The sequence below is a fragment of the uncultured Duncaniella sp. genome (assembly GCF_910578445.1).
In the GTDB taxonomy this organism is placed as follows: Bacteria; Bacteroidota; Bacteroidia; order Bacteroidales; family Muribaculaceae; genus Duncaniella.
This window is the reverse complement of sequence record NZ_CAJTQC010000006.1, coordinates 81056-100616: the sequence shown is the minus strand read 5'-3', so window position 1 is coordinate 100616 and position 19561 is coordinate 81056. Positions and strand designations below refer to the sequence as shown.

At 51.3% G+C, this 19561-nt stretch carries 15 protein-coding genes; all 15 read right to left on the bottom strand.

The annotated features are described in order from the left end of the window. Positions 1-364 precede the first annotated feature (364 nt). Positions 365-1744, bottom strand: coding sequence for a sodium-dependent transporter (locus QZ311_RS04580; RefSeq protein ID WP_297064595.1), 1380 nt, complete (start codon positions 1742-1744; stop codon positions 365-367). A 250-nt stretch (positions 1745-1994) separates the two neighbouring features. After that, positions 1995-2696 carry a Crp/Fnr family transcriptional regulator gene (locus tag QZ311_RS04575; RefSeq protein ID WP_297064592.1) on the bottom strand — a complete coding sequence of 234 codons (702 nt, stop codon included), beginning with the start codon at positions 2694-2696 and terminating at the stop codon, positions 1995-1997. Between the two features lie 211 nt (positions 2697-2907). Next, positions 2908-4371, bottom strand: coding sequence for a TrkH family potassium uptake protein (locus QZ311_RS04570; RefSeq protein ID WP_297064588.1), 1464 nt, complete (start codon positions 4369-4371; stop codon positions 2908-2910). Positions 4372-4388: 17 nt separating this feature from the next. Beyond that, entirely contained in the window at positions 4389-5723 is a 1335-nt protein-coding gene (trkA, locus tag QZ311_RS04565) for a Trk system potassium transporter TrkA (protein WP_297064584.1), read from the bottom strand. A gap of 249 nt (positions 5724-5972) precedes the next feature. Further along, positions 5973-6641, bottom strand: a complete 669-nt coding sequence (locus tag QZ311_RS04560) for a hypothetical protein (RefSeq protein WP_297064581.1) — start codon at positions 6639-6641, stop codon at positions 5973-5975. Between the two features lie 3 nt (positions 6642-6644). Then, positions 6645-8009: a hypothetical protein gene (locus tag QZ311_RS04555; protein WP_297064579.1), complete on the bottom strand. Its 1365-nt coding sequence runs from the start codon at positions 8007-8009 to the stop codon at positions 6645-6647. 68 nt (positions 8010-8077) lie between these two features. Next, positions 8078-8476, bottom strand: a complete 399-nt coding sequence (locus tag QZ311_RS04550) for a hypothetical protein (protein WP_297064576.1) — start codon at positions 8474-8476, stop codon at positions 8078-8080. An 81-nt stretch (positions 8477-8557) separates the two neighbouring features. After that, complete coding sequence (locus tag QZ311_RS04545; protein WP_297064572.1) at positions 8558-9196, bottom strand: response regulator transcription factor; 639 nt, start codon at positions 9194-9196, stop codon at positions 8558-8560. Between the two features lie 86 nt (positions 9197-9282). Continuing rightward, on the bottom strand, positions 9283-11103 hold the full coding sequence (locus QZ311_RS04540) for a tetratricopeptide repeat protein (RefSeq protein ID WP_297064569.1): 1821 nt from the start codon (positions 11101-11103) through the stop codon (positions 9283-9285). Between the two features lie 43 nt (positions 11104-11146). Continuing rightward, the gene (locus tag QZ311_RS04535; protein ID WP_297064566.1) at positions 11147-13558 is read right to left on the bottom strand and encodes a TonB-dependent receptor; all 2412 of its coding nucleotides are present in this window, start codon (positions 13556-13558) and stop codon (positions 11147-11149) included. 99 nt (positions 13559-13657) lie between these two features. Next, positions 13658-13975, bottom strand: a complete 318-nt coding sequence (locus QZ311_RS04530; RefSeq protein WP_297064563.1) for a hypothetical protein — start codon at positions 13973-13975, stop codon at positions 13658-13660. Between the two features lie 99 nt (positions 13976-14074). After that, entirely contained in the window at positions 14075-14860 is a 786-nt protein-coding gene (locus QZ311_RS04525; RefSeq protein ID WP_297064560.1) for a DUF4296 domain-containing protein, read from the bottom strand. Positions 14861-14916: 56 nt separating this feature from the next. After that, on the bottom strand, positions 14917-15546 hold the full coding sequence (locus tag QZ311_RS04520; RefSeq protein ID WP_297064556.1) for a lipoprotein signal peptidase: 630 nt from the start codon (positions 15544-15546) through the stop codon (positions 14917-14919). A gap of 56 nt (positions 15547-15602) precedes the next feature. After that, entirely contained in the window at positions 15603-15986 is a 384-nt protein-coding gene (locus tag QZ311_RS04515) for a TraR/DksA family transcriptional regulator (protein ID WP_123613195.1), read from the bottom strand. A 28-nt stretch (positions 15987-16014) separates the two neighbouring features. Beyond that, the gene (gene ileS, locus QZ311_RS04510; RefSeq protein WP_297064552.1) at positions 16015-19464 is read right to left on the bottom strand and encodes an isoleucine--tRNA ligase; all 3450 of its coding nucleotides are present in this window, start codon (positions 19462-19464) and stop codon (positions 16015-16017) included. Positions 19465-19561: the final 97 nt, after the last annotated feature.

Below are 19561 nucleotides of genomic sequence, written 5' to 3'. Positions count from 1 at the left end.
GTTCTCAATCAATGTCATCACAATCTCAATACGACAGTCAGGAGACAGATTATCCTCACGAATAGATATGAAATATCTTAACAGTTTCAATCCTCACACATAATAACCATTTTATGAGGACTATTCTTATAATTACAATCATTTTCCTGCATGGTATTGTCATGCAGGCAGCCGATATCCGTCCTATTGAGAAAGGATTAATCGAAGTTGTGTACAATAAACACGTGGTCCATGATACCCTAAACCGAGATACGAAATTTATCAAAACTCCCATGAAACTACGAATCGGGAAAGATATGGCCATGTTCTATTCCATCCTCCGGCATCTTATCGGATAGACCATTCCCTGATGGTTGGCTCACGGTCAGATAAACTGCCCTACGAGCACCAGTGCGATGAGCGCAGGTGCGACCCACTTGACAATGAAAGCGATGAGGCCGAAAACGTGCGAGGTCAGTGTCCCGTTGTTGGTCAGCTCGTTGCGGAAAAATGAGCGTGGCGCTACCCATCCCATATAGATGCAGAGGAGGATTCCGCCTATAGGGAGCATGATATTTGTGGCCATCGTGTCAAGGAAGTCGAAGATTGTCAGCCCCATTATTTTGAAATCGCTCCATGGCCCGACCGAAAGTGAGCATATTGAACTAAGGAGGAAAAGAGGTGTCACGACTGTGACCACCGCACGCTTGCGCGACATGCGGAAGTGGCATTCCATAAAGGCTACCGACACTTCGGCCAGAGAGATTGTCGAGGTGAAAGCCGCAACTGAAAGAAGCAGGAAGAAGAGCGTCGACCAGAACAGTGTGCCGCCCATCTGTGCGAAAATTTCAGGAAGGGTGATGAAGACGAGGGCCGAGCCTGCAAGATTGTGGTCGGCGAGACCGAAGGTCATCACGGCCGGGAATATGATGAGACCCATCAGTATGGCTGTGCCCAAGTCTAGGAGTGAAACCGTGACGGCGGTGCGTGTAAGTTTGGTGTCGGCGGGATAATAGCTGGAATAAGTGACGAGTATGCCCATTGCGAGGCTGAGCGAGAAGAATGCCTGACCGAGCGCGTTGACCACAGTCTTTGGTGTCATTGCCGAAAAGTCAGGTTTGAGGAAGTATTCGATTCCGTCGGCAGCCTTCGGGAGAGTGAGGGAGACCGCACAGAAAACCAGCAGGAGCACAAACAGCAGTGGCATCATGATGTTTGACATTTTCTCAATCCCTTTCTGCACCCCTTTTAGCAGCACAAGCAGGTTGGCGGCTATCATGATGAATGTCATCACAAGCGGACGGTAAGTCCCCGTGACATATGAGGCCATTTTCTGACTGAAAAGAGCTTCCTCGCCGGTCAGTGTCGCTGTATTGGCTTCGGCTGTCGGGGCATAGAGGTTGCCTGTGATTGACTGAATCATATATTCAAGCGTCCAGCCGGAGACCACCATGTAGAACGAAAGGATGAGATAGGATGCGAGTATGGCAAGCGCTCCGACAAGCCACCAGCCTTTTTTGTCGGGAGTGACGTTGCGGAATGCTCCTGTCGCATCGGAATTTCCTCCGCGTCCGAGCGAGAACTCCGCTGTCATCACAGGTATGCCGAGAATGAATACGCAGGCAATGTATATGAGTAAAAAGACTGCGCCTCCGTTGGCCTGAGTTTCAGCCGGGAAGCGCCATATGTTGCCGAGGCCGACAGCCGAACCGACTGTCGCGGCGATCAATCCTATCTTAGAACCGAATTTTACTTTTTGTGACATGTATTAAAATCCATTACATTATGTACGTTAGCTGAAAGAGAGGCGACGGTTAAGCCAAAATGTGAACAAACCGGAAATGGCATTTGTTCGGATGTGTAAGTGTTGATTACAAATGAAAAGTTCGGCAGATGGTCTGGATTATACTATCTCATAGTCGGTGGGAGGGGAATTAGAGCCTCACATTGCAGCGCATTTTTCTGTCGGAATCTTTTCGGCACGCGACATTATGGATGTCGCCCGGGCAGGCATGTTATCCGAATTTTGAAATTTTACGTAACAGCGGTTCGTTGAGAATCTTTATTTTTCGTCCGTCGACAACGATGATTTTCTCGCTTCCGAAATTCGACAGAGTCCTTATGGCGTTCGATGTGGTCATGTTGGAGAGGTTTGCGAGATCCTCGCGTGCCATATAGATTTTGAGCGTCATATTGTCGTCTTCCTCATAGCCATAGTTGTCGCGCAACACGAGCAGGGCTTCCGCGAGGCGAGCACGGATATGTTTCTGGGTGAGGTTGACGATTTTGGTGTCGGAATTTCCGAGATTGTGTGAAAGCTCGTGGATGAAAAACAAGGCGAGACGGTTATTTTTGGTAATCATCTCGTCGACAAGCGTCATGGGGATAGTTCCGAGTACGGATTCTTCAAGAGTCGCTGCGCTCGACACGTAGCGTTCGCCTGCAAAATGTGCGCGGTAACCGAAATACTGTCCCGGATTGATGAGACGGAGAATCTGCACACGGCCACCGACTCCGTCTTTGAATTTTTTCACCTTGCCGTCGATGAGGGCCCATAGGAATTCAGGCTCGTCGCCTTCGGCGTAGATAATCTTGTTTTTTTTGTATTTATGGATGGTAAAATTATCAATAATCTGGCGCTTTTCTTCATTTGAGAGGAGCGTCCAGATTTCCGTGAGTTCTTCGGTAAGGATTTTATCAATTGTACTTTTAATCATGACCTGTGCCGTGCAACTATGTTATATAGCATGCAAATTTACCAACTAAAATTGATAAGAAAACCAATCATGGGTTAAAAAAACTTAAACCACTGAATTTTAATGACAATATTCCGTTAGCAGCTTTAAAATGCTTGCATTTTGCTATAGGTAATCATGGGGCTTAAGAGCATCTTTAACAATAATTTCGAGATGATGTGAAGTCTTGGAATCAGCGTTTCCAGAATGACGGCAGAAGGAACACGAGGAAGGTGAAAAGTTCGAGACGCCCGACAAGCATGTTCAGTATCAGCAGCCATTTGACAGCTTCTGGAAGCATTATGAATGACCCTTCAGCTCCGGTCGCTCCATATCCGAGACCGTTGCAGCCGATGCAGGAACATGTCATGAAAAGGGAGTCCGTGAAGGAGTAACCGAAGAGCGTGATGACGGCTGTCGAAATCACTACCGTCAGCATATAGAGCGTGACGAACGCTGAAATGCGCGAAACGAGGCTGCTCTGAAGGGAACTGCCGTTGAGATTCACGACATAGGTGCGCTTCGGAAACACCGTCTTGTTGATTTCATTGCGGAAATTGCGTCGCAACACGATGAGTCGGTCGATTTTGATTCCGCCCGACGTCGAGCCTGTGCAAGCACCGCAGAGCATGAGAAGTATTGTCAGGAACAGCGAAAATGATCCCCAGCCTTCTGCGCCGGTGATTGAAAAGCCTGTCGATGTGATGGCCGACATTATGTGGAAAAGCGGATAGACGAGCAGACGGTCGATGCCTGTATTGCCGCCTTGGAGCAGTGACGAAAGCAGGAGCAGGAGATAGGCGACAAGTACTATGGCGACGAATGCTTTCAGCACATCATTTGACAGGAGCTCGCGGATACCGTTTTTCCATGCCGTGTGGAGCAGCATGAAATTGATTCCCGCGATGAACATCACTGCGGTAAGTACCACGAGCACATAGTCGGAGTCCCAGTAGGCAAGTCCGGCATTGCGTGTCGTGAATCCTCCCGTGGCCACAGCTGCGAATGTCTGGCACACGCTGTCGAAAAAATTCATCGGTCCGCACCACAGAAGGATTATCGAGACTACGGTGAGTATCACGTATATGCCCCAAAGCGACAGGGCCGTCTGCCGGATGCGGGGATGGAGTTTGCTGTGGGTGATGCCGGTCGCTTCGGCGTTGAACATCGAGATGCCGACAGCCTTGTTTAGCTCGGGGAGCACTGCAAGCATGAAGAGTATTATGCCGAGACCGCCTATCCATTGGGTGAAGGCACGCCAGAAAAGTATGCCGTGTGACTGTTGCTCGACATCTGTTATCATGCTTGCGCCTGTCGTCGTGAAGCCTGAGATGGTCTCGAACATAGCGTCGGTGAATCCTATCGGGTGGGTGGCGGTCATGAAGGGAATGAGGCCGAAAAGACCGAATACGATCCAGATGAGCGCGGTGATGATGAAACCTTCGCGGGCATGGATGGCTGTCGAGACATGGCGCGTGGACCGCTCCGCTATGCCTCCGGCCACAGCGGCTGCCACGGCTGCGATTGCAAATCCTTTCCACTCGCTCTCTCCATAACAGAGGCAGACTGCAAGTGGGATAAGTAGCATGAGCGATTCAATCAGGACCAGACGGCCCATTATCCTGACAATAGGCTTTATTTTAAGCGTATTTTTCATGTGCATGCCGTTTTTTTTTATCTGAACAGACGTTCCACTTTGCCGAGAGCGCCCGGAATGAAGAACACCACAACGTTGTCGCCCGGCTGAATCTGGGTGCGTCCCTCGACGAGCATTCCCTCTCCGTCGCGTATGACTCCGCCTACGGTAAGTTCGCGCGGGAGTGATAGCTGATAGATGGGGCGGGATACGATTTTAGATTCCGCCGGAGCTGTCATGCAGGCGATTTCGGCATTGTCAAACGCAAAGCTTTGCGTGGCGTCGGCGTCGGTGTCGAGAAGCAGACTGAGAATCCTTCCTGCATTGAGGAGTTTCTTGTTGATAATCTTGTCAATCGACAGGCTCTTGGCTTCGGGCACATATTGCAGTTCCTCGATTCGGGCAAGTGTCTTGGCGACTTTGTGTTCGCGCGCGACCATACATGACACGATATTCTTCTCGGAACTTCCCGTAAGGGCGAGAAACATATTGCAGCTGTCGATGCCTTCTTCCTTGAGTGTGACGACATCGTTGGCAGTGGCGTTTATCACCACTGTTTTCGGGAAACGCGACGCTATCGTCCGGCATCGCTCTTTGTCGGGATCGATGACGGTGATATCGTAGTCCGCTTCGATGAGTTCAAGGAGATGTTCGGTCACGCGTCCCGCACCTGAAATCATGATGCGTTTCACATGGGTGACATTCTTACCGCACAATGCCGGCAGCAGGTCAATGTTGTGGGGAAGCACTGAGAAATATATGGTGTCGCCTTCGAGAAGCAGGTCACTGCCTCGCGGGATTATGATTTCGTTTCCGCGCTTGATTGCCGATACGTGAAACAGGCGTGGGGTGTTGGGCACTTCGTAGAGATGTTTGTCACACAGTTCGCCACCTGCCTCCATGCGCACGCCTACCACAAACAGTTCGCCTTTGTTGAACCGCGACCATTCGCTGACCCAGTTGTGGTCGATGAAGCCTGCGATTTCTGCGGCTGCGAGTTTTTCGGGAAAAATCGTCATGTCGACCCCTCGGTTGCGGAACATTGTCCTCACTTTTTCCGTGTCGAATTCCGGATTGTCGACGCGGGCGACACATTTTCGTGCGCCGCAATCTTTGGCAAGTTCACAGGCTATCAGGTTTACGGTCTCGTCGGGGGTGACGGCGATAAAAAGGTCGGCCTTGTCGACGCCGCATTGCATCAGGTTTGTGACCGACATCGGGCTTCCTTCAAACGTGATGAAGTTGCTGACGGCATCAAGTTCGGCAAGATGTTCGCTGTCCGTGCCCATCAATACTATGTCCTGGTTTTCGACAGAGAGTGTGTTGGCAAGGTGTGTTCCCGTCTCTCCGTCGCCTGCAATTATGATTCTCATTATGACATTTTCGTTTCTACGCTGCAAAAATAAGAAAAAATCAGACGTGTTGTGACATAATCACAACACGTGTCTATTAATCAGAACGCTCCTTGGTGTCTATTGGTTTGCCGGGTAGGCGTTTGCATAAAAAATTCTTCCCTGCATCCAAGCCGGCAGGGAAGAATCACGGAAAAAGCAACTAAAAGTCAGGTAATGGATGAGGTGAATGTTTCAGACACCGGTAGAGAGGATGCCTGAAAGAAATTGTCAGATGCCCCACTCGGAGTCATCGCCGGCAAAGAGCTGCCCTCCGGGTGTGAATAGAAATCCGTTTTCAAAGATTCCTGCCGTGTTGGCGATGTCCTCCCAGATGATTATCGGGACATCCAGCCTGATGCCGGATTCTTCACCGGGTTCAATTTGTTCGGTAAGGAGTATGTAGCCTTCTTTGGCCTCTCCCTTGTAATAGGTCTGATAGTCGCGCATCATACCTGTGGCGTAGATCATCGAAGCTGTCTTCATGGCCTTCACTTGTTGGCCGTCGAGCCATAATGCCCAGCCTGTGGTGTTTTCCCATTCATCGTTGGTTTCGATGTGGATCAGGTATGCCTCGTCAGGCTCGGCTTCAAGGAGCTCAGGAGTGCGGAGTGAATCGATTTGATGTGAAATCTGGAGTGTGTCGAGAAATCCTTCCACTCCGGTGGCGATATTCCTCACTTTCACGAATCCGTCGGCCGGCTTGCTGATGATTTTGAAGATTTCGCCGTAGTTTGCGTGAGCCACATCGGGGGCTTCGGCCGAGGCTTCTTCTTTTATCTCAGTTCCGGGATAGCCGACGGCGACATAGGCCGTGGGGTAGCTCTCACCGCATGAGTAGAGGAGTGTTGCAACAGTCATGGCTATGACAGCGCTTGCCAGTAATCTTAATGTTTTCATGATTTATTTCTGTGGTAGGTTACGGAGTATGAGTTGACTGTCGTAGTTCATTCCACGCTCTCTGATAGAGAAGGACTGACGGATGGTTGAGAATTGCTCTGCCGCGCCTCCGGCCACAACAAGTCTTCCTTTCGCTTTTTCACCGGCAGGAAGCGACTCCGGCAGTGAGGTCTGCGATTTGAGTTCTTCGCCGTCGGTTGTGCGTGCAGAACCCTTGCCGAAATTGTCGGCGTAGAAGATTTTATCTTTTTTCCCGTTGTTGAGCAGCGTGAATTCGACAACGAGGTCTTTTCCTTCTTTCTCCACGCTCAGGATTTCCAGTATGATTTCGGAGTCGGTGAACACACATCCGGGGATGTTCGATTCGGGAAGTTCAGGAATAGGAATATTAGTGAAGATATAGTCAAATTTTCCGTAGGGGTTCTGTGTGGTTGATTTGGGCGAGGATGGGGCACGGCCTGTCACCTTGAGCGACGTAATCATCTTTGCCGTAAGGGGCACTTTGCTGATATATATAAAGTTGGCCACAGCCTCGTTTCCTGTCGGCAAATTAAACGTATATTTGTCCATGTTTGCCGAGTAGCTGCCGTCGCCGTCGCCGTCGATGGCGGCATAGGTGTTTGTGTCAAACGGGTTTCCGTCGACAGATATGGTGCATTCCTTCGTGTTGCGGTTTGTCCACACAGGATAGAATACGATATCGTTGCCGCATCGGCGGATTCTTTCAGGAGCGATGGCGACTTTCACACCGGGGATACCGTTGCGTGAATCACATGACGGCGGGTTGAGGAACTTACGCTTGTATTCGTCCATAATGAAGTCGTATTTGTCCTGCGGTGTGATATAGGGTGTAGTCCCGGCCGGCAGGCGGTCTTCGACGAGGGCGAGAGTGACATCGTCAGGGCTGAGCGAGCGTTCAAGTCCTGTAAGGCCGAGAATCCTCATGCTTCTGTCGGGCATGACGATTATGTAGCATTTACCTTTTTTGCGGTCGGTGCTTTCCCAGTCGGCGGTAAGTACTCCGTCGGTGAGTACCGGATTTGTTATCCTTAGTTCTTCAGTAAGAGTGAACAGCGTTTTTTCCTTATATCGTGCGAATGCCGGGGCGGTTGTGCCCTGAAAGTTCTTTTTTAGCTTCTTGGCATTCATGAAGTCTTCAGGAAGTGTCTGGAATGAGGCAGTCTTGCCTGAAAACACTTGAGTGAAGTCTTTAGTGCCGTTGATGAAATCGGCAGAAAGATATATCTGTTTCCGTGAAACATTGGCTTCGTAGACACCGGCGAGATTAATCTGTGCGAGTGCGGTCGAGGCAGTCATCATTAACGCGCAGGGAAAGAGAAGTTTGGACAGTCGGTTGAAAAATTTCATGATTCCTTACGAATTTAAGACGTATATAGTAGATATGTGGCAATAAAATCGGGATGGAGTGGCAATGGTTACTTGCGCTGTTCCTTCATCTCCTGCATTTTTTCCTGTAATATATCTTGGATATTACGCATGATTTTGTCAAATTCGGCGAGCTGGTCGTCTGTGAGACCGATTTTTTTCTTCATGAATGAAGCCTGTTGCATTTTACCCAAGAGATCTGCCAATGCCTCGTTGTCGGGTTTCATTTCTTCCGGGAGATCTCCTTCGGTGACAGGGATATTCTTTATTATTTCCAATCCGGCAGTGAGTTGAGAGAGCATTTCGTCAAAGTTCTCTTTGGTGAGTTGGTCAAGAGGGATTTCAGCAAGTTCGTTGGCGCGATCTCTGTTCCACGAAGAGCCGCCACATGCTACGAATGACAGACATGTGATGCAGGTAAGCATCAGTGTGAAAAATAGCTTTTTCATAATGATGAATGATAATGATTGAATAAATATATAGATATAATCGTTCGCACAGGCATTATTCCCAAGCCGGTGTGCTATTTTTTATTTTCGTGTAGTCTGTATCAGTCCCTGTTTCACTGCTTTCAGCACCAGTTCGGCTGAATTCCTTGCATTTAGCTTGCTCAAGAGGTGGCGACGGTGTGTTTCGATAGTATTGGTGCTAAGGTGCATTTCGGCAGCGATATCGTCGGTCTTTTTGCCGTTGGCGAGCATGTGGAGTACCTCAAGTTCCTTCGGAGTGGGTAAGTCGCTCCTGTCGAGAGAAAGCTTGAGACGGTTGGCACGGTTGCAGAAATAGGTTCCACCGTCGGTGACGACGTGGATTGCCTGTGCGATTTCAGATGAAAGGACGTCTTTGAAAAGTATGCCTTCAACGTTGGCATCAAAATAATCCTTCATTACCCACAATTCTTCATGGATGGTGTTGACTATAATCTTGATGCCGGGTGATTTTTCCCTGATTTTATGCAATAGTTCTATGCCCGGCGAGTCAGGGAGCTCGATGTCGAGCAGGCAGAGGTCATAGTGCTGCGCAGAGGTGGCCGACAGCGCCTCGGCCGCGGTCTTCGCACAATCGACCCGGCATTCTGAATCCAGAATGTCCTCAATGAGGTGGCGCATGCCTCGAAGCACTATTTCGTGGTCATCGACAAGGAGGATATTTAAATCAGATTTTGCCATTGGTCGGGGGGAATGAGGATTCACACCACAAAATTAGGCAATGATGATGAGATATAAATCACGGATTTCCGTGATGCGGTGTGTTTTTAGCTTTGATTTGTCGATATTTTTACGGTCATTACATTGGTTGAACCCTCACGTCGGACTGTCCAGATGCCGTTCAGTGCTTTTATTCGGTGTTTGATGTTTTCAATTCCGAGTCCTCTGCTTTGGTTGCAATCCGGGTCAAACGGCGTTCCGTTGTCGGTGATTTCAAGTGTGGTCAGGTTAGGGTCGCTGTCGAGTTTAATCTCGATGTATGTCGGATTGTTGTGTGTCCGTAGATTTCCTGTCCATTCCTGTACGATACGGTAGAGATTGACTGACTGAAGCGGTGACAGTTCGGTCTCTCCGACAGATGTCTCCAATGTCATCAGCCCGTCGCTCTGCTGGACGTAGGCATAGAGCAGCTGTGATAGCGACAGTCCGTTGAAGCGCGGAGGAAGGAGTTCGTGGGAAATCGATCTTACTTCCTTGCGCACTGTTTTGAGCATGGAGGTGAATTCGTCATGGTCATAGTTTTTGGCGGCCGTCATCAGCTCAAGGCCGAGAAGGTCGTTGCAGACACCGTCGTGGAGCTCGTGGGCAAGACGTGCGCGCTCCTGCTCGATGCCGTCGAGCTGTGCGCGGACTGTCTGGAGTTCGATTTTGCGACGGCGGTTGCGCGACCATACGTAGAACGCGATTGCGCCTATCGTCAGGACGGCGGCTATGATTGTGAGAATGGTGTCGCGACGTGCTTTCGCTGTTTCCAGACGCGAAATCTGAAGTTCTTTCTCGGCCGTCTGGTATCTGACATTGAATTCTGCCATCTGCTCGTCGAGGCGTGTGTCGTAGATGCTGTCGGTAAAGGCTATGGACCGTTCATAGGCATCGGCCGTGTTTTCGATGTCGCCGAGTCCCTTGTAGTTGAGCGCTATGCGTTGCCATAGACGGTTGAGCGGAAGGAACGGCCTCGAATCGTTCATCTCAAGAATCTTTTTCTGTATGTCGAGGCTTTCCTTATATCTTCCCATTGATGTCAGGAGCATGAAACTCTGTTCCATGAATCCGATTGATTCGACCGAGGCGGCCGGGACTTTAGGCATCAGCGCCTCGCCGCGTCTGATATAATATCTGACCGAGTCTTGGTTTCCGAGCCTGTGGTGCATGGATATGATGGAAGCATATGTCTTGAGTATGTAGCGCGGGACTCCTTTGCGCTCGGCGACCTGTATGATTTTGCGCTGTTCGGCGAGTCCGCGGTCTTTCTGCCCGTCGAGAAACAGTGCTGTCCCCAGAGTGGAGACGGCATATATCTGGGTTTCGATGTCGTCGGTCATCATGGCTTTCGCTACGCCTTTTTCAGCAAACGAGATTGCTTCGCCATAACGGCGCTGATGGCCGAAGAGGATTGAAATGGATATCAGGATATTTGATTCGAGAAAAGGGTCGTCGCTGTTTTCGAGCAGCGACAGTGCGCGGTTGTAGCAAATGAGTGCTGAATCAGGCTGCTGGTTGACCCTATAGGCCACACCAAGATCCGAAAGTGCGTTGACACAGCCGATGGTGTCATTTCCCCCGATGGCCGTATCGACGGCACGGTTGAAATAACGGATGGCGTTTGCATTATCGCCGAGGGTGAAATATGCGTTGCCGCTTATGGTGAGGAGTGCTGTACGAGCCTCGTTTTCTTTTCCGAGTTTTCCGGCAAGGGCTTCTTCGCAGAGTATCAGTGCGCTGTCGGGATTGGTGTTGACATAGGAATTAATGTACTCTATGCGCTCTTCGATATCCTGCGTCTGTGCTGAGGCTGTTGTTGAGAGCGACATGAAGAGCAGGAGCATAAAGGTCACTTGCGAAAGTAAACGTGGGCTGTTGATTTTCATTGTTCGGCAAATATTATGGGAGGTGGGGAGGAATATTGTCGGATTAGAAATCGACTGTCAGACGGACGTTGAGCTGACGGCGCGTGAGATAGTTGGGGACGGCATACTGGATTTCGTTGACATCGGTCACCCAGTAGTAGGAGGCTACGTTTGAAATGTCGAGGAGGTTGAACACGTCGACGCCGAGCCACACACTTTTGAAGTGTCTGGCAAAACCGCTTCGGCTTTCACCCTCTTTGAGCGGTGAGAGTAGGGCATAGGAAAGGCCTATGTCGACTCGCTTGTAGGGGGGCATGCGGAAATATCCCTTGTCGCGTGTCGACCGGGGGGCTGTGGCAGGGAGTCCGTCCATGAATATGCCTCTGAGCGCGAATTTAAGTTTGGGGAATTTCGGAAAGTAGTCCGTGAAGAAAAGACCGAGGCTATAGCCGCGGTCAGTCGGGCGCGGGACTTTGACTCCGTGGATTGTCTCGCTCGTTTTCATCAGCGAGAAGCTGACCCACGAATCACTCCCCGGCACGAACTGTCCGAACAGCTTGAGGTCTATACCTGCCGCATAGCCCGAACTTTCATTGAGCCCTGAATAGACGATTTTCAGATTGTCTATTTCGTAAGGTACAAGATCGGAAAGAGCCTTGTAGTAAATCTCTCCGGATAGTTTGAACGGACGGCTGAGTGCACGGAATGTATAATCCGTGCCTGCTATGAGGTGGAAACTGCGCTGCGATTTGATGTCGGTGTTGAGATTGATGGTCTGATTGCCGTTCTCATCGCTGACAGGCATGCGGTATTCTTTGTAGAAGGGGCTTTGATAGTAGAGTCCGGTGGCAAACCGGAGTGCCCACGATGGGTGTTTTTCAGGAACGAATCCGACAGTTACGCGCGGACTGAGCAGAAGTTCTTTGTTGAAACTCCAGTAGCTGAGGCGGAGTCCGGCGTTGAGTGTCAGGAATCCGGCTGACGTATTGAATTTCCATGCGTCCTGAGCGAACGCTGCGAAGCGTGTTGACGAAAGGTCGTGATGCGAGTCAAGGTTGTAGATCATCCGCAGGTTTATGCCGTCGGACGGCAGCGAGAAGCCGGCTGAATCCCTGAGTTCCCATTCGCGGGAGCGGTCCATTATGTTTTCGCCCTGCACGGAAAGTCCGTAGGTGAGAGTGTGGCGCTGGTTTAAGGCTGTCTCTCCTTTGAACGCCAGAGAAAGCACTGATGCTTTGAGGCGGTTACGGGCATGTTCGTGATAGCGCCCGACGCCGAGTTCGCCGCCGACGTTCGAGTCGCCTGCCTGATCGAGCCAGTATTCGCCCGAAATGTCGTAGGCCACGAGTTCGTCAGTCAGATAGGCCGAGGCTACAAGGCCGAGATTTGTCGAGCGGCTGACACGGTAGTCAAGCGAGACGGCTCCGAAATATGTGTCGAAGCGGTCTTTTTCATGTCCGTCGAAATAGACAGTGAACTGCTTCGCATCCATTGATGTGCCGAAGGTCGTGGTGCGGTTCTGAGGAGTGAATTTGTAGTTGTTGAGGGCTATATTGCCGAGAAACGACAGCTTGAATTTCGGCGAGAGCTGCCAGTTGAGGCTGGTCTGGTAGTCAAAAAATGTGGGGTCATACTCGCCCTTTGTGTCCATTGAGCTAAGGAGGGATGAGTTGCGTTTGTAGCGTACACCATGAAGCTGAGAGAATTTTTTAGAGCCTTGGCCGATAGCGAGAGTCGCTCCCATGAGACTTGCTGACAGAGAGCCTTCGAAAGCTTCGGGCTGGCGGTAGGTGATGTCAAGGACCGACGACATTTTGTCGCCATATTCAGCCGGGAAACCGCCTGTCGAGAATCCGATAGCTCCGACAAGGTCGGGGTTGATGATGCTGAGCCCTTCCTGCTGGCCAGAGGAAACAAGGAGCGGACGATAGACCTCTATGCCATTGATGTAGACCGAGTTTTCATCATACGAGCCGCCACGGACGGAGTATTGCGACGACATTTCATTCGAACCGGTCACACCGGCCATTGTCGTGATGAGCGATTCGACACTACCGCCCGACGCATCGGGGTTCTTGCGCAGTTCGGAGGCATCGATGGTGGCGATCGAGCCTGTCTGTTTTTTCAGTTCGGTGACTTCGACCTGCTGGAGCATTTCGGTGGTGAGTTGCAGGCGCATGTTGAGTGTCACGTCGCCTGATGCGTCGATCAGCCTGCGTGTCTCTTCCCGGAAACCGATACACGAGAAGTGGATTGTGATTGTGTCTGAGGCCGGACACGAGAGCGAATAGTCGCCGTCGAGCCCTGAGGTTGTGCCTATGGCAGTCCCGTCTATGCGTACGGTTGCAAACTCGACGGGTTCGCCTTGGGCATCGGTGATTTTACCGTGGATTTTCACCTGTGAGTAGCCTATGAGGGCAAGCAGGGGCGAAAGAAAGAACAGAAGGGATATATGACGGTAGCTACGGCCTTGCATGTGATTCGGTTATTATCTTGGAGACTGTTAATTAAAACAGCCCCTTATTCTACGATATAATAACGTCATAGGCCGTGAAAAATTGTGTGGATGCTTGTTTCAGAGCGGAAGAAGAATGACCGAGTGGGCGGATTGACCGCAGACGGGGATGGCTTCAGCCAGACGGTTGAGTAGGTCTGTATATCCACCTGGCGCAGCGATGGCATGTGGCATGTCGAGTTCGGGTGGGAGCGTGAAACCGAGTGGGGCGAAGATGATGATGCCGTTGTAGGATGTGGTCGAATGTACCTCGGTCGAGAATGGAATGATGCGCGGAGCTGATGTATTGTCGGCGGGGGAGTAGCTGACGATGCAGTTGCGGTAGACCTGCTTGTCGAAAATCACGGCGTGGGCACGCACTGAGACTTGGGATTCCATTATTTTTACAACTAATATTTTTATAAAGGTGTGGGAGGTGTGTGTCGTGTAAAACAGTTAAAACAGAAGTGGGGGGGAGGAAAAAATGAGATGAAGCAATCATCTCATTTTTATTGTCTGCTGTCCTCGGCGGGCTGCGGCGTTGTCGTTGCGTCCGCGGGTACGGACAACCGATATTGAGTCGAGATATGAGATTTCACCCTTCTTGGGTGCATAGTGTATTGTTCCGTAGACAGTAGTGGCGGCCTTTGCGGAGTCGAGCACGAGTGTGAGGCTCTTTTTGCCTTCAGAGCCTTCACTGAGTGTGACATACTCGGCAGTGCCGTCATTGTAGGTGGCCACAATTGTCATGAAAATAGCCGAATGTGGATTGATCGGTGTTGCCGACACTGTGTATCGGTCGCCGCGTTCCCAGTTCTTGTCGGTGTTGAATGTGAAGGTGAGGAATTCCGACGGATTGTTGGCGCTGTTGCGGAGAGAAGCCGGTCCGTGCCATAGATTGACGGAGTCGCCGTCGAGACTGATGCTCTGCGGACGGTCGCTGCTCTTTCCGCCTGCTTTTTCGGTTTCGGCTATGCGCGACTCAAGGATGGAGATGGTCTTGTCGTACACCTTTATATATTCCTGTAGATTCTGTCCGTACCAGTAAAGCGATGTGTCGAGCTGCTGGGTGGTGACTCCGTGGCGCATACATATCGACTGCATGAAAGCTTGTTTTACAGAATCCTTACGATATGTCGAGCCGTTGGCGTCGACCACTGCTTCGCCTGTGTGGAGGTCGGCCATGATTTCGGCCATCTTGCCTTCGGAAATGACATAGCCGGGTGTCTTGCTGCAGGCGGCAAGAATAATCATTGTGGCTATGACAGGGAAAAGACGGCGCATAGGATATCAGGATGTTTGGTGTGGCAATCTGGGGCTGCGTGTTAGAACAACAGTATTCATCTTTCCGGAAGCTCCGCGAGAGCCTTGGGCGGAAGGATGTAGCTGTGGTAAAATATTATCAAAGCTATGATTCCACACGAAATAGCGGCATCGGCAAGGTTGAAAATCGGCTGGAAGAAAAGGAATTGCTGTCCGCCGACCCAAGGCATCCACGATGGCCATATAAAACTGAACAGAGGAAAGTAGAGCATGTCGACCACGCGTCCGAGGAAAATCGGGGCGTAGCCTCCGCCGGCAGGAAAGAGAGAGGCCACCTGCGGAGGCGCGGGATTATCGAAGATGAGTCCGTAGAAGACACAATCGAATATGTTGCCCGCTGCGCCTGCGATGATGAATGCCAAGCAGACGAGATAGCCGCGCGGGATGGTGCGCAGTGCATAGATTTTGACTACGTACCATATCAGGAATCCGACGGCGACTATTCTGAACAGGGTCAGCGCAAGTTTGCTTCCAAGTTCCATCCCGAAGGCCATTCCGTTGTTTTCGATGAAATACAGATAGAACCACGAGAAGATTTTGACATCTTCCCCGAGATAGAAATGGGTCTTAATCCAGATTTTCGATGCTTGGTCGAGAATCACCACGAGGATTGTGATGACGAGGACGAGTGTAGCTCTGCTACGCATTATTCGGTCAGTTGTGATATGTTTTTTTGCTGTCGGTTGACAGGCGGGATTTTATCTTATTTCTTTTTCTGGGCGTTTTTCGCTTCGACACTGCGGGTTGCATGGGGGACAGCGCGCAGACGTTCCTTCGGAATCAGTTCACCTGTTTCGCAGCAGATGCCGTAGGTCTTGTTTTCGATACGGATCAGCGCGTTCTGGAGATGCTGGATGAACTTTTTCTGGCGCTGCGCGAGCTGGCCGGCTTCTTCTTTTGAAAGGGTGCTCGCACCCTCTTCGAGTATTTTGAAAGTCGGCGATGTATCGGCTGTGTCGTTGCCGTCAGTGTTGTTGATAAGGCCGCGGAGGGAGTCGTATTCCTTCTGAGCTTTATCGAGTTTCTGGAGGATAAGCTCCTTGAATTCCTGGAGCTCCTCGTCGGAATAGCGGGTCTTGTCGCTCATGGTTGTAGTTTTTATTTAGGCGTTGTGTTCAAGATGTAGCAAGTGTAATTTTGACCTTGGCGGTGATGTCGTCCATGTTCAGTTCCTCTACGCCTTCGTCGCCGTCGGCTATGGGCGCGATTTCGAGTGAAGTCGCGAGTACCTGACGCGAGATGTAGTCGGCGAAGTCACGGATAGCGTCGTCGGTGGCTTCGGCGGGTGCGAAGGTGAGGGCGATGCGGTCGGTGATGTCATAGTCGCGCGACTTGCGGATATTCTGAATACGGTTGACGATGTCGCGGGCGATGCCTTCGCGTCGAAGTTCGGGAGTGACGGTGACATCGAGGGCAATGGTGAGGTTGCCTTCGTTGGCCACGAGCCAGCCGGGGATATCTTCGGAGATTATCTCGACATCGGCAATGTCAAGGTCGGCGGGAGTGCCGTTGAGGTCAAATGTCAGTCGACCGTCGCGTTCGAGTGTGGCTATTGCCTTGGCATCAAGATTCTTGATGATTTCGGCTGCGGCCTTCATCTGCTTTCCGAACTTCGGACCGAGTTTTTTGAAGTCGGGTTTGACGCTCTTGACGAGGATGCCTTCGTCGTTGCCAACAATTTTAAGATCCTTGACATTGATTTCGCTCTTGACGAGTTCCATGATGGCTTCGAGTGCTTTGCGACGGTTTTCGTCGGCCACGGGGACCATGATGGTCTGCAGTGGCTGGCGCACTTTGAGATTGACCTTGCGGCGGAGTGCGAGAGCCATTGATGTGATGTCCTGAGCGAGTTTCTGGCGCGCTTCAAGTTCGTTGTCGATGAGTGAGTCGTCGGCCACGGGGAAGCGGTCGAGGTGGACTGACTCTGTCGAGCCGGTGAGGTCGCGGTAAAGACGGTCGGCATAGAAGGGTGCGAAGGGGGCCATGAGGAGCGCTACTGTCTTCAGGCAGGTGTAGAGTGTCTGATAGGCAGCAAGCTTGTCAGTGGTCATTTCGCCACCCCAGAAGCGTTTGCGGTTGAGGCGTACATACCAGTTGGAGAGGTTGTCGCCGACGAAGTCGCCGATGGCGCGTGCGGCGCGTGTCGGTTCGTAGTCGTCAAGTGCTTCAGAAACTTCCTTGACGAGCGAATTGAGGAGCGAGAGAATCCAGCGGTCAATTTCTGGACGTTCGCTCACCGGCACTTGCGGAGCTTCTGCGTCGAAGCCGTCAACATTGGCATAGAGGGCGAAGAAACTGTATGTATTATATAATGTGGAGAAAAGCTTGCGCGAGGTTTCAAGCACGCCCTTTTCGTCATATTTCAGGTTGTCCCACGGCGATGAGTTGGAAATCATGTACCAGCGCACAGGGTCAGCGCCATACTGGCTGATCTGTCCGAAGGGATCGACGGCGTTGCCCAGACGCTTTGACATCTTGTTGCCATATTTGTCGAGGACAAGTCCGTTGGATATGACAGTCTTGTAGGAGATGGAGTCAAACACCATTCCTGCGATAGCATGGAGGGTGAAGAACCATCCGCGGGTCTGGTCGACGCCTTCGGCGATGAAATCGGCGGGATATACTTCGCGGTTGTCAAACGCGTCCTTGTTTTCGAACGGATAGTGGATCTGTGCGTAGGGCATCGAGCCTGAGTCAAACCACACGTCGATGAGGTCTTTTTCGCGACGCATGGGCTTGCCGGAGGGTGACACGAGGACGATGTCGTCGACATAAGGACGGTGAAGGTCAATCTTCTCGTAGTTTTCCTTATCGAACTTGCCGGGTTCGAATCCGGCTTTGCGATAGGGGTTCTCTGTCATGACGCCGGCTGCAACCGCACGTTCGATTTCATTGAAAAGCTGTTCGACAGACGAGATGCAAAGTTCTTCCTTGGCATCCTCGGTGCGCCAGATCGGGAGCGGTGTACCCCAGTAGCGGCTACGCGAGAGGTTCCAGTCCTGAAGGTTTTCAAGCCATTTGCCGAAACGTCCGCTTCCGGTAGAGGCGGGTTTCCACTTGATGCCTTCGTTGAGCTCCATGAGACGTTCGCGCACGGCTGTGGTCTTGATGAACCAAGAGTCGAGCGGATAGTAGAGCACCGGTTTGTCGGTACGCCAGCAGTGGGGATAGTTGTGGGTATGCTTTTCAATCTTGAACACCTTGTCGGTGGCCTTGAGCTCCATGCAGATTTTCACGTCGAGAGTCTCGGTCTCTGCAGTCGCTTCGGAATCGTAGGCGTTCTTGACATATTGTCCCTGCCAAGGGGTGTAGGCTTCCACATCGACCATTTCCTCTACGAATTTCGGATCGAGGTCCGAAAGGAGATAGAAACGGCCTGTCAGGTCGACCATCGGACGGATATTGCCGTCGCGGTCAATGAGGTGGAGCGGCGGGATGTTGTTCTGGCGCGACACACGGAGGTCGTCAGCACCGAATGTGCCTGCAATGTGGACGATACCCGTACCGTCTTCAGTGGTCACGTAGTCGCCCGGGATTACACGGAATGCGCCTTCGCCGGGGTTGACCCACGGGAGAAGCTGCTCGTAGTCGATGCCTACAAGGTCAAGGCCCTTTACCTGAGCGACAACTTCATAGGGAATCAGTTTGTCGCCTTTCGAATAGCTGTCGAGAGCCAGTCCCTTGGCTTTCGGGTTGAAGAGCGAGCCCATGAGAGCGTCGGCAGCGACAACAGTGATGGGTTTGCCTGAATATGGATTGTAGGTGCGGACGATGTTATATGTGATTTCCGGGCCTACGGCAAGTGCGGTGTTTGAGGGGAGTGTCCACGGAGTAGTGGTCCATGCGAGGAAATAGGGAGTTCCCCATTTGAACAGAAGTTCGCGGTAGGGTGCGAGCGACGGGTTGTCGTTGTCGACTACACGGAACTGTGCCACGCATGTGGTGTCCTTCACGTCGCGGTAACATCCGGGCTGGTTGAGCTCGTGTGAGCTGAGGCCTGTGCCGGCTGCGGGCGAGTAGGGCTGGATGGTGTAACCTTTATAGAGATAACCTTTTTCATAAAGTTGGCCGAGCAGCCACCATACGGTCTCGATATATCGGTTGTCGTATGTGATGTAGGCGTTTGGCATATCGACCCAGTAGCCCATGCGGCGTGTGAGATCCTCCCATTCGCCGGTATATTTCATCACTTCTCGACGGCATGCGGCGTTATATTCGTCAACCGAGATTTTCTTGCCGATGTCTTCCTTGGTGATGCCGAGGTTTTTTTCGACGCCAAGCTCGACGGGCAGACCGTGGGTGTCCCATCCGGCTTTACGCTTCACCTGAAAGCCCTGCATGGTCTTGTAGCGGCAGAAAATATCCTTGATTGTGCGGGCAAGCACGTGGTGGATGCCGGGTTTGCCGTTGGCCGATGGAGGACCTTCGAAGAATACGAACGAGGAACAGCCCTCACGTTCGGACATCGTGCGGGCAAACACGTTCTCGTTTCCCCACTGTTCAAGGACAGAATCATTGATTTCTGGCAGCTTCAAGCCGTTATATTCAGGGAATCTCTTTGACATTTCGAGACAATATTTATATTTTGTAGGTATGGTTAGCTAAAATTTTTGCAAAAGTAGTAAATATTTCCCGAAAATCCTAACTTTACACACTTGAATG

Excerpts from the sequence above, each read along its gene's own strand:
- QZ311_RS04580 (WP_297064595.1), bottom strand. The coding sequence starts at position 1,744 with ATGTCACAAAAAGTAAAATTCGGTTCTAAGATAGGATTGATCGCCGCG.
- QZ311_RS04575 (WP_297064592.1), bottom strand. The coding sequence starts at position 2,696 with ATGATTAAAAGTACAATTGATAAAATCCTTACCGAAGAACTCACGGAA.
- QZ311_RS04570 (WP_297064588.1), bottom strand. The coding sequence starts at position 4,371 with ATGAAAAATACGCTTAAAATAAAGCCTATTGTCAGGATAATGGGCCGT.
- trkA (WP_297064584.1), bottom strand. The coding sequence starts at position 5,723 with ATGAGAATCATAATTGCAGGCGACGGAGAGACGGGAACACACCTTGCC.
- QZ311_RS04560 (WP_297064581.1), bottom strand. The coding sequence starts at position 6,641 with ATGAAAACATTAAGATTACTGGCAAGCGCTGTCATAGCCATGACTGTT.
- QZ311_RS04555 (WP_297064579.1), bottom strand. The coding sequence starts at position 8,009 with ATGAAATTTTTCAACCGACTGTCCAAACTTCTCTTTCCCTGCGCGTTA.
- QZ311_RS04550 (WP_297064576.1), bottom strand. The coding sequence starts at position 8,476 with ATGAAAAAGCTATTTTTCACACTGATGCTTACCTGCATCACATGTCTG.
- QZ311_RS04545 (WP_297064572.1), bottom strand. The coding sequence starts at position 9,196 with ATGGCAAAATCTGATTTAAATATCCTCCTTGTCGATGACCACGAAATA.
- QZ311_RS04540 (WP_297064569.1), bottom strand. The coding sequence starts at position 11,103 with ATGAAAATCAACAGCCCACGTTTACTTTCGCAAGTGACCTTTATGCTC.
- QZ311_RS04535 (WP_297064566.1), bottom strand. The coding sequence starts at position 13,558 with ATGCAAGGCCGTAGCTACCGTCATATATCCCTTCTGTTCTTTCTTTCG.
- QZ311_RS04530 (WP_297064563.1), bottom strand. The coding sequence starts at position 13,975 with ATGGAATCCCAAGTCTCAGTGCGTGCCCACGCCGTGATTTTCGACAAG.
- QZ311_RS04525 (WP_297064560.1), bottom strand. The coding sequence starts at position 14,860 with ATGCGCCGTCTTTTCCCTGTCATAGCCACAATGATTATTCTTGCCGCC.
- QZ311_RS04520 (WP_297064556.1), bottom strand. The coding sequence starts at position 15,546 with ATGCGTAGCAGAGCTACACTCGTCCTCGTCATCACAATCCTCGTGGTG.
- QZ311_RS04515 (WP_123613195.1), bottom strand. The coding sequence starts at position 15,986 with ATGAGCGACAAGACCCGCTATTCCGACGAGGAGCTCCAGGAATTCAAG.
- ileS (WP_297064552.1), bottom strand. The coding sequence starts at position 19,464 with ATGTCAAAGAGATTCCCTGAATATAACGGCTTGAAGCTGCCAGAAATC.